Below are 18,478 nucleotides of genomic sequence, written 5' to 3' on the forward strand. Positions count from 1 at the left end.
CGCGCTTTCGAAAACCCAAGCAGATCATCGTTGCAATGACAGGGTGACTGGCATCCAGGACTCTTTCCGCCCCCCCGCGCCTCACCCCGGCGCGCTCTCGGTCTCCATGGATGGCACCCGGTAGAGGCTCCAAGTCACCGGGAGTCTGCGCGCACCCTGTTTTGCAGAGGCCTCCAGCTTTCCCTTGTCGGTCACATGGAGGGTCATCATCGGCGGCTCCGTTTCGCTGTAGTCGATCTCGTGCGCGCGGAACCAGCCCAGACTCAAGGGCTCCAGTTCCGCAGTAGTCCCATGGAGATAAACGGCGATGCTGCCGGTGGAACCCGCGAAGCCGGGTGGCGGGGCCATCCGCAGCGGTCGTTGCTCCGGGACGGGCATGCCCGCATGGATGAAATCCGTCTCCGGCCCCTTGTCCGAGCCGATCCAGATGCCGCGCCTCAGCACTCCGGTGTGCGGATGCAGTTCGGGATCCACCTCCGCCTGCGCGCGCAGACCCTCCAATTCATCCAGGAAAAGCTGCGCATTTCCGCGCCATTCCAGGGTCAGCTCGCTTTCCTCGGTGAGCACCTCGCGCAACACGCGGATGGCCTCCTGCGGCAGGCCGAGTTTCTTCATCGCCCCGGCGAAGATGATCTTGAGAATGAAGTCCCCTTTGATCTCCGGCAGCTTCGGGTGGATGAGCGCGGCGGTATATTCCCCCTCGTTCATGTTGTTCAGGCAGTTCGCGTAGGCGAAAAGGGCCTCCCTCTCCTCCGGGGCGATCCGATAGGCGGCCTCGGCCCAGCGCAGCGCGCCCTCGTTGTCGCGCCGGGTCGAGCACTGCATGGACGCCCACCAGTAGCCGCGCCAGGAATTGATTTCCTCCGCCCACTCGCAAATCTCCTCGATCAGCTGCGGGTTTTTGTTGTCAGGCCCGATCTGGAAGCGCAACTGCACGGCCTGCTGGTGGTTCGGGTCCAGCTCGCTTGCCTGATAGATGCCGTTCCAGCCTTCTTCGGTCTGACCCTCGTCGAAGTCGCACCACGCCAGCGTGTAGATGGCCTCGGCGTCAAACGGATCCTCCTCTAGCAGCGTCTCCAGCAGCGCGCGGGCCTCCGGGATGCGCTTGTCCAGCCGCAGGGCGTCCGCTTTCCACGCGCGCAGCAGGCGGGTGTCCGGCTGGGGAACCTCCAGCATCCGATCCAGCACCACCAGCGCGTGGCGGCCGTCGCTTTTCTCGCGGAACTGCTTGAGCAGCGAGCGCAGTTGCGGGCTGTCCGGCTTGGAGCGCGCGGCGTTCTCCTCCACGAAGCGATCGAATTCCTCCGGGGTGAAATATTGGTCGCTGGAGCTGCCATCGGGATGATGAAGGGTGAATTTCGCCAACTCCCCGAGCTGTGACAGGCCCTCCACTGCCTGCATGTGGTTCGGCAATAGCGCCAGCGCCTTGCGGAAACAGAAGATCGCCTCCTTCTTTTCACCGCGCTCCGCGTGCTGATTTCCCCGGCCCATCCACACATACTCGATCCCCGGCGCCCGGTGCGTTGCCTCCACCGCCGCAGCCATCGCCCCCTTCGCATCGCCGAGCGTGCGCAGGATGAAGGCCCGGTTGAACGAGCCATACGCCGTGCCGGGCCGGAGTGCCTCCATCTCGTCGAGTTGGAGCAGCGCACCCTTGAGGTCGCCCGTCTCCAACGCGCTGTTGAGCGGTTCACCCCGCTCCATGAATTCCTTCACCGCGCCCCACTCCTTCGTCCACTCCGTGCCGTCCGCCCGCAACCGCCGGATGCCCTCGAAAAGTGCCGCGAAAGGGAACTCCCGCTTGGGGTCGATTGCTTCCTCCTTCTCCGCGGGCCAGGGCAGCGGGCTCTGGATTCCCCAGAAATCCAGGTCAGTGTGCTCCGCCTCCAGCCAGCGGTATTTGTGAGTGGGTGTGGTGTCTTTGCTCATGGGGCGAATGGGGCGAATGGGGTGGTTAGGGTAATTACTCTCCGAGACCCTATTCACCGTTGGGTGCAATCTTAAAGTGCTTGTGTAGCTGATAGACGTGAGGTGGGATTCCCTCAGGCTCTCCATTCTCTACGATTGGAACAAAACGAGAACCGCTGACCTCTTCAATGATAAGAGGGATAAACTGCTCCATCTCGCAGATTTGAAGATCACCCAATCTTGTTTTGAGATCGACTTCCAAATGAAGACCCGCACACGCTTGGAAAGGAAACTTACGCAATGCTGCACTGAACTCGTCTCGTAATTGTTCAGGCAATCCCTCAAGAAGGCTCTCAAGCATTTCAGCGGGAAAGTCAAAGCTGACCATGTGTGGCTCATCCAGGAAGTCGCAAGCGGTAGCAACCATGTAGTTTTCCTCGTCGAGCTTCGCGAAAGTATTGAGCCGAACACCCGGCAAGTGAATGCTGCTTGATCGAGGAACCCCAAGACGGGCAATCTTCATGCCGAAATCAGGCTGATACTGCCTCAATACAGGATTAAGGAGATTATCGGGCAAAAGTGCCTTTTCGATCTCTTGCCATTTTTCTTCGAAGTCTTGGAAGCCGAGATGTAGGAGAGGGGTCGAAGAATCTATCGAAAAGACAGCAAGGTGCGAACCGTTGCAAAGACCGAACTCACGGGTCTTAACCTCAGGGTGAATGGCGTAGCTGTAGGCTTGCTGGAGGTGCTTAGGGTCAAGCACGTCTTGGGAGGGGCTTTTCGCATCCAGAATAAATATTGGCTTCTCTTTGTAGCACAGCGTGTAGTCGGGAATAATGTTGACGGGGTGATTTGTCGTTCCGACCCGAATGAAAGGATGCTGTAAGGTTTTGCTCCGCTTAACTCCAGCTTCACCCATTGCTGAGTATCCAAGACGATTGAGGATGGGGAGAATCACTAATTCACGCACCGAGTCCTCTTTGAAGTCAGGTGATTTGATGAAATCTAGGGTGAGATGTCCGAACATATCTTTTGGCGAGCGTAAGAGTGCTTCAGCAGGCGAGGTCGAGGGGAGTTTGGAGGTGAATTGTTTGTGGCCGGTTGTCCAGCCACGCATAGTTCGCATCAGCTCATTTTTGGTTCATTTCGGACCAAAGTTCACTTGGGTGCCGTTGTTCTCCATTCGTGGTGAGGCCGTCAATGATTCGGGTGCCAAACACAAGCTCAATCAAGGCAATGTTCCGATTAATGTCACCAATCTGCCGATCGAAACACGCCACATTAATGCCTCCTCGAGAAATGAATGCATCGCGTGCGAGTTGTGGATCCGCACGTATCCACCAAGTCTCTATTCCTGCAACCTGTAAGGCCCTTACGAAATACAGATAGGACATAGGAAACCCCCAGTTCAAAACCACAGGCTTCGGAAGCGCTGCGATCTTTCGAGCCAAATTATCTGCTCGACCTTCGCTGGCGACAGAATCCCATTCATGATGAATTCCGACAGTGTCGAGATCTCTTCCGCCATTCTTCTCTGCGTCAACATGTTCAAATCCCTCATTCTCGAAAAGCCAGTTGCCAAGCCAAGTTTTTCCGGTGCATGGCACGCCACTTACGAAGAACGATGATTTCATTTTTTGGAAGAGAAGGATTTCTGGCTGGGTGAAGCGGGGACGCCTTACGCGCCGGGCTCGGGTGGGGTTTCGGGGCCGTCGCCTTTTCCGCCGCCGGCGGTGACGATCTTGCGGGCGGATTTGTAGGCGGTGAAGAAGAGCGGTTGCTCGGTCTCGAACTGGAGGATGAGGCGGTCGAGGATTTGCTTGAGGTTTTCATCGGCGCGGTCGATCTCCGCGGCGATGGCGGTGGTGATGCCGGTGCGGCCGGAGATGGCGGCACGCGGGGTGCCGAGAACGGCGCCGCAGGCGGTGATGGCGCTCTGGAGGTCGGTGAGCAGGGCGGGGGTGAGGTTGAATTCGGCCATTTTGGCGGCGTCCGCGGTGACGAGGGCGGCGGCCTCGTCGTGGATGAGTTGGGCGGCGTCGTCGAGGAGGGGCTCGCGGATGGCACCGAGCGAGGTGGCGGTGACGTCGAACTTGGCGGCGAGGGTGTTGTTTTTGATTTCGAAGGCGTAGGCTCCGGCGGCCCCGGCGACGATGAGGGTGCGGCTGATGAGGGAGCGCAGGAGGCGGGCCTTGTCGAGGGTGATGCCGGTGAGGGGATTTCCCTGGGCCTGGGCGAGGGCGGAGAGGACGTTGATGCTGCCCTCAAGCGCGATCTGGCCGCGGGTGAACGCGGCGAGGGTGGACCAGATGGCTTTGTTAGCGGGTTGGTTGAGGACCAGGTTGGTGGCCTGGTACATGACGGTCTTGTCGATCTGATGGTGGTTCATGAAAAGTTTTTTTCTGACGGATTGGCAAAGCTGTTATCTGTTTGTACCAGATAGTGGAAGGGAAATCTGAGGGGCCGGGCGAAATGATTAGACCCTTTGACGGAAATCATTGCCGTTATTCCTCATGGTCAGAGAAGCGCCACGGGACGGATTTCATGCGGCAAGCGAAACGCGGAGGCGCGGAGGCCGGGGAGAGGGGCGCAGAGATCGAGAGTGCCAGGTTTGCCTCCGCGCTTCTGTCAGCGGCTGTCTGAAAAATGGCAGGGACCGTTCTCCGCAACGGTCCGGCGAATGAAATGAGAACGGTTCTGTCCATGAAATGCTTGAAAATCAGGACATGGCCGACCGTTCGCATCCCATTCTCGCGGACCGCCCGGAATGCAGGACGAGCGCTTGCGAGTTCCTTTCAACCGCGAAGCGCATCCCCCATGGCCGAAGGCAACTCGATCCCGGCCTATGCGTATTTTCAGACAGCTTCTCAGAGGCTGGCTGAAAAATAAGGAGCGTCGATATCCTATCGACTGTTTCAGCCCGACATCATGTCGGGCGAACCGTGTCCGCACCGGTGGACAGGATGTCCACGGCAAATAGCGTTCAGAATGAACGCGCTCCCTATTGATTTTTAAGACAGCCTCTCAGCGACCTCCGCGCCTCCGCGTTTCGTTCGTAGAAGAATTTTGGCAGATGGTCTGGAGAGTCACCGGCGGTCTGTTGGGTTCAGGGGCGGAACGCCGGTGTCAGACGGGGGGAAATCGTTTTCAGGAGCGGTGCGGGAGATCTCAGGGCGGGAAACGGGATTCAGATAGAGGAAGGTGGCTTCAGGGGAGGAACTGCCGTTTCAGGGAGAGGGGGGTGGGTTTCAGGAGCGGGGGATGGATTTCCAGCGGCGGGAAATGGGTCTCAGGAGCGGGAAATTCATTTCGTCGGTGGGAAATTCATTTCAGAGGCTGTCTGGAAATTACAAATCCGGAGCTGTTGATTTTCCTAGTCGCTGCTTTTTCCGAGTGAGCGCCATAAGGGGCATGGACGTTTCGTCCATGCGTGGGGACGAGACGTCCCCACCCCTTATTTTTTAGACGCCGTGTCAGACCGGACGAGAGCGAATGTTCTTGATGGGCGGGCGGTGGAAGGGAAGGTCTGTGGGGAAATGTTGTCCGATCCGGGAGTTCTTGCGCTGGCACTGCTTGCCGCCTTGTGCATCGGATTGTCGAAGGCGGGATTCAGCGGGATCTCGCTGGTGGCGGTGGTGATCATGGCGGACATCTATGGTCCCAAGGCATCGGTGGGGCTGATGCTGCCGTTGCTAATCGCGGCGGACCTGATCGTCTATCCGGCGTTCCGGAAACACGGGTCATGGCGGCCGGTGTGGCGGTTGTTGGTTCCGGCGCTGTTGGGCATCGGTGTCGGGTGGTTCCTGCTGGGGAAAATTTCCGAACTGACGGCGCGGCGGGTGATCGGCTCCTGCGTGCTGCTGATGGTGGCGCTACAGGCCCTCCGCCGGTGGAAACCCGTGGCTTTCGACGAACTCGCGGAGTCGAAAGGCTTCGGGCTTGGGGCCGGTGTGCTCGGAGGATTTGCGACGATGCTGGCCAATGCCGCCGGTCCTGTGATCCAGCTTTACCTGATGGGAAGAAAGGTTCCGAAAATGGAGCTCATCGGCATCGGTGCCCGGTTTTTTCTGCTGATCAATTTGATCAAGTTTTTCCTGCTGATCAATCCGCTCCGGTTTTTCCCATCAACCAATCTGCTCATGGGACCGATGAACGGGACACTTGCGTTGATCACCCACGAGAGCCTCATGGAAAACCTGAAGCTACTACCCGCGGTCGCCGTGGGAATTTTCGGCGGGAAATGGCTGTTGAAACACGTGCCGCAGGTGGCGTTCGAGTGGATGGTAGTGATTTTCTCGACCATCGCGGGACTGAGGATGCTCATCTGGTAAGACATCCGCCGGCGAAGAAATTACTGCCAGTTGAGGGACTTCATGTTCTGATAGTTGATCCAGGCGAAATAGCCGAAGAAGAAGCCTGGATAAAGACCGAGTTTGAGAAAGCCGAACAAAGACATGGCGGTGGCCGCAACAAGACCGATGAGAAACACCCGGCGTTGGGGTTTTACGTAGATATCGGTGATCTGCCCGCCATCCAGCGGCATGATGGGGAGGAGGTTGAGGACACCCCACCAGAAATTGATCAAAAGTAGGTCGGCCAGGAAGAAATGGATGAATGGCTTTTTTTCGAGGAAATCCATCAGCTCAAAGGTTTTGAAGGGGATTCCCTGGCCGAACAGATGGCGGCTGGCGAAGGCGATCACATCGGTGCTGTCGAAGATCAAACTTAGAGTGACTAGGATCGCGAGCAGAAAGGCGAACCCGGCTCCGGGGCCGGCTGCGATCATTAAAAACCGTTGGTGCCGGGTGAATCGTCCTCCCTGATTCATCGCGAGCCCGCCGAATGACGTCAGGATGATGCTGGCATAGCCACCGCCCAGCTTGCGACCGGTGAGCGCATGGCCCAATTCGTGGATGAGGACGGAAATGAAGGCTGCGATGACAAACAGCGCCACCGCGAGAAAATCTTCCCTGGAATCCGCTCGATCCGCCCTGCCCAGCAATGCCATGACGATCCAGAAGAACGGTTGGACTTCCACTGGGATGCCGAAAAGGGAAAATCGAATCATGTGGCGTTTCGGTAGGCGAAGTTGGCGGTCAGTGCAAGGCCGACCCACGTCCCGACGGGGGATTGGGTGTTGCTGGATCTTGACCCGACAAGCATCACGGCCTATATGCCGGTGCAGGAAACGCCGCATGTCGTGATTCCCGCCATCCCATTTCAACTAGCTCGATGTCAATGCGTCTCTCGATTCCCCACGTTTCCGCCCTCTCCTGTTTGGCCATCGCCCTGCTGTCATCGTCCTGCGGAGTCAGCGGTGGGCCTGTCACCCGTCACCGGTCCGAGCGGAAGCTTTACAAGTGGTATGACGATGGCGGGCCGGGCAGAGTGACCGTTAGAATCAGCCTTACCGACCAGATTGCCGAGTTTAAACGCGGGGATCGCGAAATCGGCTGGTGCTACGTCGCCACCGGCAAGGAAGGGCACGACACCCGGCCGGGAAGCTACACGATCACCGAGAAAATCGCCGACAAACACTCCAACATCTATGGCTGGTTCGAGGACGAATTCGGAAACGTGACCGATGGCGACGCGAAGGCCGGTCAGAAAGTTCCGGAAGGAATGGTCTACGTGCCAGCTCCGATGCCCTACTGGATGCGGCTCACTTCCTATGGCGTCGGCATGCACGGCGGGATCATTCCGGAACCCGGGCAACCCGCTTCCCACGGTTGCATCCGCTTGCCGAAGGATTTTGTCGCAACCTTGTTCGACTCCGTGGACGTGGGGACGCCGGTCACCATCACCAACGATCCCAGCAACCACAACGCGGTCCCGGAGGAAGGGCATTTGCGCTCAGAAATGGGCCATCAACCTGCGGAAAGCCACTGGAGCCCAAGTGCGAGTGGTCCACAGAATGCCGAATCGGTCACCTATCGCAACGGCATTCCGATCTTCGTCCGATGAGGTTTTAACCCAATCCTGACGTTTCAAAACCCGCCCGGAGAAAATGCTCCGGGCGGGTTTTCTTCATTCTGGGGGGTCCAAAGGCCCGGTTCGCTTATGGCTGGGCGGGTACGTATAGTTCCGAACCTTTGGCCAGGACGGTAGCATTCGTGAGATCAAGTCCGTTGAGGGCATTGAGCCGCTCGGTGTCGGTGCCATGTTTGCTGGCAAATTCTCCGTAGGTCATTTCACCGTCGATGGTGACGGGGTGGACCTTCTTTTCCGCCGCGCTGCTGGCAGTCGGTGCCGGAGCGGGAGCGCTTTCGGCGACTGCTGGTTTCGTTTCAGCCGGTGCTGTCGGCTTCGGGGCCGAAGCTGGTTTTGGCGCAGGAGTGGCGGCAGGTTTTGGCGCGGTCGGCGTGGAAATCGGAATGTTGTTCGGCACGGCGGCGGGCGACTTGCTCACCGGGGCTTGGGCCTTTTCCGGATAAGCGTGGGGATTCGACGGAGCCGCGGGTGCGGTTGAAATCATGGTCGTGGCCGGTGCTTCGCCACCGAGGCTGACCACTTGTCCGGGACGCAGCGCTGACGCCTTCACCTTGGGGTTGGCTGCGGCCAATTCGGCGGTGCTGATGCCGTGTTTTTTAGAAATACTGAAAAACGTCTCTCCAGGCTTCACCACATGGCTTTTTGCCGAACTCTTCGGCGTGCTCGGGGTGGACTGAGCGACTGCCTGTGTGCTAGTCGCTGCGGCGGGAGCGCCCGGAACCTTCAGCTTTTGACCGGGGCGGATCATGGCGGAAGTCTTCAACCCATTGTTTTTCGCCAACTTCTCCGGCGAGGTTCCGACCTTGCGGGCGATCTTCTCGAAGCTGTCACCGGCTTTGACCGTGTAGGTCGTCGCGGCAGGGGCTGGCGTCGCTGCTGCAACAGAGGCCGCAGTCTTGGCGGCTACGGCGTTGACGACGGTCGAAGCGGCAGGCGCGGACTTTGCCGGAGCGGCGTGGGAATCGCGGAGTTTCGCGTTGTCGTCCTCCAACTGATGGATCTGCCGTTCCTGCTCCTTGCAGAGCGAGCGCAGCGTTTCCAGTTCCGATTTCGCATGCACCGTGGGCGAGGCAAGCACCATGGACAGCGTGGCGAACAGCAGAGTTGGTTTCATGATGCGGGTAGTTTTTTCAAAAATTACGATTAAGATCAAGCGAAAATCAGTATTTCCTTAATACTTGGGCCGTTTTCCTTTTAGGTATGGGGCACAAAAAAACGGGCGGTCCCGAAGGACCGCCCGTTGGCGTTTGAAATGGATGGGAGAAAACTCCTTAGTTGGAGCGACCGGTGTAGGAATTGTCCTCGGTCTTCACGTTGATCCGCTCACCGACATTGATGAATAACGGAACTTGGACGATCAGGCCGGTTTCCATGACGGCTGGCTTGTAAACGTTGTTGGCGGAGTCGCCTTTGACGCCTTCCGAGGATTCGGCGACGGTCATGACCATCGAGAGCGGAAGATCCACAGCGACGACGATACCGTCGGCGACCATGAGGTTGTAGATCTGGCCTTCGATGAGGTAGTTTTTCACTCCTTCGATGAGGTCTTCATAGACGACCGCGTCCTCGTAGGTGTTTGGATCCAGGAAGTGGTAGCCGCTGCTGTCCTTGTAGGAATATTCGTGCGGAGTGCGCTCCAGAACGACGCCTTCGACACTGTCGTTGGAAGTCATGCGGAGGTTGAAAACCTTTTTGGTCGCGACGCTGCGGATGGACATCTGGACGTAGGAAGCCATCCGTGGCGGAGTCTTGAGCTCGTGATCGATGACGAGGCAGACTTCGTTATTGTGGCGGACGGCGTGTCCCTTGCGGAGGTTGATGATCGGTGTGCTAGCCATGATTTGTGGGTGGGGGATAGGCCGCGCGGGCCGCTGAGGCAAGCACGGAGTTTCCGGTCGGGCGGCGTGGGATCACGCCTGTTGTGCCTTGATCCAGTCGGCGATTTTCTGATCGTTGTCGCCCGCAGCCCAGACGTGGCGGAGAAAATCCGCCGGGTGAATGTCGCCGTGGTTTTTCAAAAACCGCCGGTCGCCGCCGCAGTCGAACATCAGGTCCGGATCCATCTCGCCCCGCAGCTTGGCGCGGCCCTTGGCGATGAGCCTTGGAAGGTATGCCATCCCGTCCAGCTCGTCGCCGAAGGTCGGAATGTCGTTGGCGGTGATTTTCTTGTCGCTGCGAACGCCCTTCTGCACCGTCATGAAATAGTCACGGCGCACCGCGGCCACCAGGAGCGCGGTTGAAATCGAGGGATCGCCCTCGCCACAGAAATCCTCGACGAAATCGAAGAGTTCCCGCGGTTGATAGCCGATTTCTCCGAGAAACGCGAGATCGGCGGGCGTGTAGTAATTTCCAAAATCAGTATCGCCCGATTGAAACCGCGCGATGCATTTGTCGAATAGGGCGAGAAAAATGTCGTTCCAAGTCATGGCGGGAATAGAGCGGGAAATCAGCTTTCCGCACTCTTTTTCTTCACGATCGGAGCGATGGCATCGATCGCCTCAAGCAGCGCCTTGTCCGGCATCGGGGATTGAAGCGCATCCAGCGAGTCATCCAACTGCGCCACCGTCCGGGCTCCGATAATCGACGAGGTGACCGCAGGCGAGCGGAGAGACCACTGGATGGCCAGATGATTCAGCGGCATGCCGTTGGCGGCGGCGAGGTCGCCCAGCGCGCGGATTTTTTCCTGTTGGGCGGCGACCTGTTCGACCTTGAGAAAGCCCTCCGAGCGCGCGGCACGGGAACCCTCGGGGATTCCGTCGAGATACTTTGGCGTGAGCATTCCCTGCGCCAACGGGCTGAACACGACGCAGCCGATTCCCTCGTCGAGCAGGTAGTCGAGAATGCCTTCCGCTTCCGGCCAACGGTTGAGGATCGAGTAGGGTGGCTGATAGATCAGGCAGCGGATGCCCGAATCCTTGAGGATTCTAACGGCCTTCTTCAACCGCTTGAGCGGATACTTCGAGAGACCGACGTAGAGCGCCTTGCCGCTGTTCACGGCCGTCACCAGCGCCGACATGGTTTCCTCCAGCCGGGTGTCCGGATCCGGGCAGTGCGAGTAGAAAATATCCACGTAGTTCTGGCGGAGGCGCTTCAACGATTGATCCAGCGAGGCGAGCAAATGCTTGCGGGAACCAGCCTGTCCGTAGGGGCCGCTCCACATGTCGTGGCCGGCTTTGGTAGTGATCACCAGCTCGTCGCGGTGGCTGGCGAAATCCTCCACCAGGATCCGTCCGACATTTTCCTCCGCCGAGCCCGGAGGCGGGCCATAGTTGTTAGCGAGATCGAAATGGGTCACCCCGCGATCAAACGCGCGGTGCATGATGCGGCGTGCTTCCTCAAAATCATCGACGTGGCCGAAATTGTGCCAGAAACCCAGGGAAATCGCCGGGAGCAGAAGACCGGAGTCGCCGCAACGCCGGTAAGGCATGCGACCGTCATAACGCGCTGTATCAAACATGGAGTGAAATTGCCGGGTCGATTCCGGTTTGCCAAGCCCAAGGGAGTGACAATCGGATTAATCCCATGCCTCGGGTCCGACCGGTTTGGACAAGGATGCATTTGGATCAACCTGCTTTGCAGAAAGCCGCATTTCATCATCCACCGGAACCCACCCATGTTTGCGGTTGATCGTTGGGTTTATCCGGAACTCCGCATTCGACCTCAAAACCCTTTGAAATTCCCGACTTGATCGGCTTCCCGGTTGTGCCCGTCTCCCCCGGCCCAGCCTGCTACCTCTTACGGAGTAGCTCCGCTCATTTCAAAATTACCTAGGATGATGATTTAAATCCCTGAATCCAATCCATGAAACCCACACGCTTCCTTCGCTCCACCCAGATCTTTCCGACCCACATCCGCCACGGCCTGCCGCTGATTTGTGGTGCCTCGCTGGCGTTGTTTGCCGCTACGGCATCGGCCGTCACCATCCCGCGTCTGGATAACACCAACACGCTTGATACGGTGGATGCTTGGAGCGGGGGCGTGGTGCCGACCGCCTCGGACATCGCCCAATGGACCAGCGCGGTGACCGGCACTGGAGCCAGCGCGACGCTTGCAGCAAACGTCACTTTCGGAGAGCTGCTGATGCAGAACAGCACCGCGATCAACATCGCGATCGGCGGTGGAACGCTCACTCTGGGCTCTGTCGGCGGCGTGGGGATCGATATGTCGGCGGCATCGGCGAATCTAACGATCGCTACCGGTCTGTCGTTAAGCAGCACCGGGCAATGGAATGTGGCGACGGGGAGGAATCTCGCCGTCACGGGAGTGATTTCGGGCACCGCTCCCGTCACCACCTTGAACGGATTGGGAACGGTTACCCTCAACCAGATTGAATCCTTCACCTCTCCCACATTCACTGTAAATGGTGGAATATTCTCTCTCAATCAAAGTGCGCTAGGAACCTCCGCGATTCTTCCGAGCACGAGTATACTCACCTTGGGTGGCGGCACCGTTTTGCTGACGGGTAACACGGGCACGATTACTCCCGCGATCAATACGTTGAATTTAGCGAGCGGATCATCAGTTTACCAGATGACGCGCGGCAGCGGTGGCCGAATTGCGGCGTCCAGCACCAATGTAACCCGCACGACCGGGGGAACCATTCTTTTCAACGGAAACGACGGCAGCAGCACGGCCCGCTTCAGACTGCCTCTATCAGCAAACGTCAATGGGGTCATTCCTTGGGCAACCTTCAGTGGGAACACGAGCACTGGAAATGGCAGCGGCTCCGCTTTGTCTGATACCTGGGCGGTCGCTAGGAACACAAGCAATGACATGGTTGGATATGGCATCACGGGATTCCTTTACACGGCCAGCACCGCAACATCGCTCGGAACATCCACGCAGAATTCCAACGTCGGGACGGACGTTTCTCTGGCCAGCGGCGGCACGGTCAATACCGTCCGTTTCAACGACACGGCCGCACGCACCGTCACCATCACCAGCGGATCGCTCACACTCGGCGCGGGTGGTATTCTAGTCGGAAACAACCTTGGCGCGAATCTCTCCAAAATCACCGGCGGCACGCTCATGGGAGGCGCGCCGGGATCCGGTTCGGGCAACGACCTGATCGTGATTCAAAACGATACCAACACGACCGGCGCCTTCGAGATCGACTCGATCATCGCCGACAACGTCACCGCGACGCCGCTCACCAAGTCCGGCCCCGGTGTTCTCGTCCTCGGCGGCGCGAACACGTTCACTGGCGGCATCTATCTGAACCAGGGAACGCTCCGTCTAACCACGGGCGGCTCGTTCAACAACAATGCCGTGACGTTCTCCAACAACAGCAGCGCGTCATTGGCTCTCGGCGGCGTGAACGGAACGGTTGCCTCCCTGACAACTTCCACCGTGCTTGCCGGGACACTGCCGGTCGTGCAGAACGCAAACATCACCCCTGCCGTTCTAACCGTCGCTCCGGCGTCCGCCGCGAAATTCGCGGGGAACATCCAGGACGGCATCGGCGGCGGCTCCTTCGGCCTGACGAAAACCGGCGCGGGCACCCTGACCTTGGATGGCACGAACACCTATACCGGCCCCACGACGGTGAGTAACGGAACCTTGGTCGTGAAAAACACGATCGCCACCTCGTCGGAAATCAACGTGACCTCTCCCGGCATCCTCGATGTGACCAACAGCGGTTTGACCCTGGCTTCGGGAAATACTCTTTCGGGCACTGGTCCGGTTCTCGGTTCCGTGACGGCGAATTCCGGGGTGAACCTGACGCCCGGCACCTTGGGCACGCTGGCCACGATGACCGTCGGCACGTTGAATCTGAACAGCGGGGCGAACCTCAATCTCGACGTCCAATCCGGCAATACCAGTGATCGCATCGCCGTCACCGGAGCGCTCACACTGGGCGTTGGCGAGGTGATCGGCGTGAATCTGGCAGGTGCGGGAGCGGGTATCTCGGGCAGCACCTTCACTGTTCTAACTTACGGCAGCCTTGCGAATTTCACCCCGGCGTCATTCACGATCACTTCTGGGGCCGTGGGCGGACTGACCTACACCTTCGCCGACACGGGAAGCGCCATCACCTTGTCAATCACCGGCACCGCCGCGCAGAGCAGCACGTGGGCCCTGGCGACCGGCGGCAGCTGGACCTCTCCGGCATCCAACTGGACTCCCGCGGTGGTTCCTAACGGGTCTGGGCAAACGGCGCATTTCGCCGGATCGATCGGCGGGCCCGCGACCGTGGCCCTCAACGGCAGCAAGACGGTGGGTGGCCTCACCTTCGAAAGCGCCAATGTTTACACGCTGACCTCCGGCTCCGGTGGCAGCCTGATTTTCAACAATGGCGCGGCCGTGGCGAATTTGATCGATAGCTCGGTTCCCGGAAATCCGGCGTTGCCCGGCCAGATGATTGCAGCCCCCGTGACCCTCACATCGGACACGCTGGTGACGGTTTCAAGTGGCGAGACACTCGCTCTCTCCAGTGTCATTTCCGGTGGGGGAACTCTGACCAAGGCGGGGGCCGGCACCCTGAATCTCGCCACGGCTAACAGCTATGCGGGCGTCACCACATTGAATGCGGGAACGCTCAATTTCGTCAACGGCGCGTTGAGTAATACCGATTTCACCTTCGTTGGCGGCGTCCTGCAATACGCGGCCGGCAACACCGAGGACATTTCCCTTACACACCTCACCACCTTCGCGGGAACAGCGACCATCGATACCAACGGCAACGACGCTTCTTTCGCAAATGACGTGGGAAACTCTGGTGCGGGCGGTCTAACGAAGGCCGGTCTCGGCAAGCTGAGTCTGGGTTTCTCTAACTCCTACAACGGAGCCACTACGGTATCCGCCGGTGTGCTTAACATTTCGGGCAACGGCTCGCTCGGTTTCATTCCGGGATCAGCCGCGATCAATCTGATCGTCCAAAACGGCGCGACGCTCCAGTCCGGCGCGGATGGCATCTTCCTGGACGCCAACCGCAGTGTGGTCTTGAGCAGCGGCACGGCGGTATTCGACACCCAGACAAACAACATGACGATTGGAGGAGCTATCTCCGGTTCGGGAATTCTGAATAAAATCGGTGCTGGCAGTCTGACCCTGAACGGCGCGGGCAGCTACGCAAGCACCGTCGTGGGCGAGGGGACATTGGCTGTCGGAAACAACGCCGCGCTCGGCGGCGGCACGGTCACTTTGAATGGAACTTCCACCCTCAATCTCGGAGCCCGGAGCCTCGCGAACAGCGTGATCGTCAACGGCACCAACGGCCTGCTCAGCGGCGACGGTGGCGGTGTCAGCGGCATCAGCACGGTCTCCGGAGCTGGAACGTTGAATGTGACGATCACCAGCGCGAACGTTGATCTCAAAAGCAGTTTGACCGGTTTGTCGGGAACCCTCGGCATCACCTCCACCGGAAATTTCCGGTTCAATGGCTCTACCGGATCGTCGGCCACTACTTTCGATTTCGGTGCGTCGGGTAGTGCATCCGTCCGCCTATCCAGCACGACCGCGGTGGCCCTCGGGGCGCTTCAAGGTGGTGCCGGTGCCGTACTAACCGGTTCCGGTGGATCGGGTTCCACCCAGGCGGTCACCTACACCATCGGTGCCAAAACGGTGGGCGTCACTCCGGTCAACAGCAGCTTTGCCGGAACCATTTCCAACGGTGCCGGCGCGGTCAGCATTTCCAAAACCGGCGGCAGCACCCTCACTCTATCAGGAACCAACACCTACAGCGGAACCACCACGGTCGGCGGCGGGACACTGTTGGTGAATGGCTCGATATCCGGCAGCACCGTGACGGTAAACAACACCGCCACCCTCGGCGGCGGCACCACCGTGACACCAGGCGTTACTGGGGCGCTCACCGTCAACACCGGTGGCACCATTGCACCGGGATCCGGCATCGGCACCATCAACACCGGCAACGCCGTCATTTCCGGAACCTACGCCTGCGACATCAGCGGCGCCGCTTCCGACAAACTCGCGGTCAACGGCAATCTCAGCATCTCCGCCGCGACCTTGGCCATCACCGGAGTTCCAACGTCCGCCAGCTATGTGATCGCCAGCTACACCGGCACTCTCACTGGTGCCGGCTTCGCCAATGTTAGTCCGGCCCTGCCTGCAGGTTACGAGGTGAAAATCGATACCGTCAACAAACAGATTCTGGTCCAGTTCTCGAATTACTCCGCTTGGATTTCCAGTTACTTCCCCGGTGTGACCGACCCCGCCATCATCGGTCGGACCGCGGATCCCGATCATGACGGCATGAACAACCTCACAGAGTTCGCTCTCGACGGTAGCCCTGCCTCCGGTGCATCCAGTGGAAAAATCGCGGGCAAAGTCGCCACGGTCGCTGCTGCTCCGACGTTGGTCCTGACTCTGCCCGTGAGAGCCGGAGCCACTTTCTCCGCACCGGGCTTACCATCTAACGGAGAGCTTGTTTCAAACGTGGTGAATGAGTTGATCTATAAAATCCAGGGAGGCGGCAGCCTTTCGACGTGGACGCTCGGAGTTATGGAAGTCACCGGCCCGGACAAGACCGCCATCGAAACTGGACTTCCGGCCCTCAGCGATGCCAACTGGAGCTACCGCACTTTCCAAGTTCCGGGCACGGTTTCGGCGAATCCCGCCGACTTCCTGCGCGCTGGCATCATCACACAACCATGATCAAGCCCATCCTGTTTCTCATCGGCGGCGGTCTTCTGCCCGCTGCCGCTCAAATCCCCGCGTTTCCGGGCGCGAAAGGCTTCGGAGCCTACGCCACCGGTGGCCGGGGAGGGGATGTCTATCAGGTTATCAACCTCAATGCCGATGGCGAGGGCTCGCTACGTCACGGCATCGAGACCGTGCCGTCTGCTGGCCGGACCATCGTTTTCAACGTGAGCGGCTACATTCCCTTGCCGGGTAAAAACCTCCGCATCGTGAAGCCGAAAATCACCATCGCCGGCCAGACCGCACCCGGCGACGGCATCGGCCTGCGCAATGGAACCGTCCGCATCACGGGCGACAACACCGTGATCCGCAACCTCCGCATCCGTCACGGCAAGGGCGGCAGCGGCGGCGACTGTCTGGACATCGACCACACGGCCACGAACTCGATCATCGACCATGTGACCATGCAGTTCAGCACCGATGAGAACATCTCGTTTTTCAAAAGCGCGCTCGACAACTTCACCATGCAGAACTCGGTAACGGCGTGGGGCATGGAACGCCACAACGCCGGCGGTCTGTGGGATCTCAACCACGGCAGTTGTATCAACTCACTCTGGGCCCACCACCACACCCGTAACCCGAAGGCGAGGCCTAACGGAATGTTGGAATGGGTCAACAACGTCAGCTATGACTGGGGCATTGGCTTCATCATGGGTGACTCCCAAACTCCGGCCGCTTGGAAAGCCAACGTCCGCAGCTGTTATTTCCTGATGCCAGGGGGCGGCGACCGCAAGGCATTCGACAAGCCTCACGTTGCCAGTGACGGGAAACCGACCTTCAGTCTGTTTCTCGAACATTGCCTCTACGACGCCGATGGCGACGGCCGCCTCAACGGAACCGACAAGGGCTATGCCATTGTGGGCGGCAGCGAATACAAGGAATCCGAGCACGCCGCTCCAGGCGCGGACCGCTATATCAAAGCAAGCCAGCCATTCCCCGGAGCCACGGGCAAAGCTGCCGTCACTCCGGATGATCCGCTGACGGCCTACAAAAAGGTCGTTTCCGATTCCGGTGCGGTCCGCCTCGATGCAACCGCTGCCGGGCCTCTCCGCGACGAGGTGGACACGGTGCTTTTCAATAACGTCGTTAGCCAGAAATCCAGCCGGCTCTCCTCGGAAAAGGAACTCGCCGCCGCTCCCTACAATGTGTCTAACGATGGCTTCGGAGCGCTCGAAACGAAGCCTTCATCCGCAGACACCGACCTCGATGGCATGCCGGACTTTTGGGAACAGTCGCTCGGTTTCAATCCCAAGACCGCCAACAACAACGCTGTCATCGATAACAATCGCGGCACCTTCCTTCCTCCGGATGCCGCCGTCGGTTACACGCAGTTGGAGGAATACCTCCACTTCCTCTCGATTCCCCACGCCGTTGTTACGGATTCAAATCTAACTATCGACCTGCGGAAATTCACGGCGGGCTTTTCAAAATCACCGGCCTTCAAAATTTCCGACATCACCGGCGGCACCATCGAACAATTGGCCGAAAACGGCACCACACGATCCGCCACCGGACCCATCGTCAAATTCGTTGCCACCGCGAAAACACAGGGCCGCGCCCAATTCAATTTCACCGTCCTCGATGCCGACCGCTCCACTTGGACCCGGCAATTCGGAATCCTGGTCGCGCCCGGATCCCGTCAGTAAGGACGAAGCTTTCTATCAGTATCTGGCAAGGCGGGCTGGACCCGATGATTCCGTGTCGGAGCTTTGGATGGAAGCTTGCCGAAAATCAACGATGTGCAATGGCGGAGAGGGAAGAAAATTCCCTTTCTCACTCCGAGGATGGAATTAGGGATTTAAACGGGTGGGGTGGGGGGCGGTTGAATGTGCGTCCCGCTCCAGGAGGAATGAATGATCCGCACCCGCACTTTGATCGGTGGAAGGTAAGAGCGGATTGACCTGAGGACGGGTCAAGC

General features: G+C 59.0%; 13 protein-coding genes. 4 read left to right on the forward strand and 9 right to left on the reverse strand.

Features of this window, described 5'->3' with window-relative positions; translation table 11 throughout:
- Positions 1–81: 81 nt before the first annotated feature.
- Genes ABIQ96_RS25760 through ABIQ96_RS25775 form a run of 4 tightly spaced genes read right to left on the reverse strand, consistent with a single transcriptional unit; the run spans position 82 to position 4,297 of the window.
- Positions 82–1,929: a tetratricopeptide repeat protein gene (locus ABIQ96_RS25760; RefSeq protein WP_348217537.1), complete on the reverse strand. Its 1,848-nt coding sequence runs from the start codon at positions 1,927–1,929 to the stop codon at positions 82–84.
- 49 nt (positions 1,930–1,978) lie between these two features.
- Entirely contained in the window at positions 1,979–3,025 is a 1,047-nt protein-coding gene (locus ABIQ96_RS25765) for a hypothetical protein (RefSeq protein WP_348217538.1), read from the reverse strand.
- 13 nt (positions 3,026–3,038) lie between these two features.
- Complete coding sequence (locus tag ABIQ96_RS25770) at positions 3,039–3,542, reverse strand: hypothetical protein (RefSeq protein WP_348217539.1); 504 nt, start codon at positions 3,540–3,542, stop codon at positions 3,039–3,041.
- Between the two features lie 44 nt (positions 3,543–3,586).
- A complete protein-coding gene (locus ABIQ96_RS25775) occupies positions 3,587–4,297 on the reverse strand; it encodes a hypothetical protein (protein WP_348217540.1) in 711 nt (236 codons plus the stop codon).
- A 1,147-nt stretch (positions 4,298–5,444) separates the two neighbouring features.
- Here ABIQ96_RS25775 and ABIQ96_RS25780 point away from each other — a divergent pair.
- Complete coding sequence (locus tag ABIQ96_RS25780; RefSeq protein ID WP_348217541.1) at positions 5,445–6,239, forward strand: sulfite exporter TauE/SafE family protein; 795 nt, start codon at positions 5,445–5,447, stop codon at positions 6,237–6,239.
- A gap of 20 nt (positions 6,240–6,259) precedes the next feature.
- On the opposite strand, the gene ABIQ96_RS25785 is transcribed toward ABIQ96_RS25780, so the two are convergent.
- Positions 6,260–6,976 (reverse strand): site-2 protease family protein, encoded by a 717-nt coding sequence (locus tag ABIQ96_RS25785; RefSeq protein ID WP_348217542.1) that lies wholly within the window; start codon positions 6,974–6,976, stop codon positions 6,260–6,262.
- Between the two features lie 164 nt (positions 6,977–7,140).
- Between ABIQ96_RS25785 and ABIQ96_RS25790 the strand changes: the two genes are divergently transcribed.
- Positions 7,141–7,872, forward strand: coding sequence for a L,D-transpeptidase family protein (locus ABIQ96_RS25790; RefSeq protein WP_348217543.1), 732 nt, complete (start codon positions 7,141–7,143; stop codon positions 7,870–7,872).
- Between the two features lie 94 nt (positions 7,873–7,966).
- Here ABIQ96_RS25790 and ABIQ96_RS25795 read toward each other — a convergent pair whose 3' ends face one another.
- The 4 genes from ABIQ96_RS25795 to ABIQ96_RS25810 form a co-directional block, all read right to left on the reverse strand.
- Positions 7,967–9,013 (reverse strand): LysM peptidoglycan-binding domain-containing protein, encoded by a 1,047-nt coding sequence (locus ABIQ96_RS25795; protein WP_348217544.1) that lies wholly within the window; start codon positions 9,011–9,013, stop codon positions 7,967–7,969.
- A gap of 157 nt (positions 9,014–9,170) precedes the next feature.
- Positions 9,171–9,737: an elongation factor P gene (locus tag ABIQ96_RS25800; protein ID WP_348217545.1), complete on the reverse strand. Its 567-nt coding sequence runs from the start codon at positions 9,735–9,737 to the stop codon at positions 9,171–9,173.
- Positions 9,738–9,809: 72 nt separating this feature from the next.
- Positions 9,810–10,325 (reverse strand): DUF5069 domain-containing protein, encoded by a 516-nt coding sequence (locus ABIQ96_RS25805; RefSeq protein ID WP_348217546.1) that lies wholly within the window; start codon positions 10,323–10,325, stop codon positions 9,810–9,812.
- Positions 10,326–10,345: 20 nt separating this feature from the next.
- Complete coding sequence (locus ABIQ96_RS25810; RefSeq protein WP_348217547.1) at positions 10,346–11,356, reverse strand: aldo/keto reductase; 1,011 nt, start codon at positions 11,354–11,356, stop codon at positions 10,346–10,348.
- Positions 11,357–11,700: 344 nt separating this feature from the next.
- On the opposite strand from ABIQ96_RS25810, the gene ABIQ96_RS25815 reads away from it, so the two are divergent.
- Complete coding sequence (locus ABIQ96_RS25815; RefSeq protein ID WP_348217548.1) at positions 11,701–16,515, forward strand: autotransporter-associated beta strand repeat-containing protein; 4,815 nt, start codon at positions 11,701–11,703, stop codon at positions 16,513–16,515.
- On the forward strand, positions 16,512–18,206 hold the full coding sequence (locus tag ABIQ96_RS25820; protein WP_348217549.1) for a hypothetical protein: 1,695 nt from the start codon (positions 16,512–16,514) through the stop codon (positions 18,204–18,206). The genes ABIQ96_RS25815 and ABIQ96_RS25820 overlap by 4 nt, the downstream gene beginning before the upstream one ends.
- Positions 18,207–18,478 lie beyond the last annotated feature (272 nt).

Source organism: Luteolibacter sp., assembly GCF_039920825.1.
Taxonomy (GTDB): domain Bacteria; phylum Verrucomicrobiota; class Verrucomicrobiia; order Verrucomicrobiales; family Akkermansiaceae; genus Luteolibacter.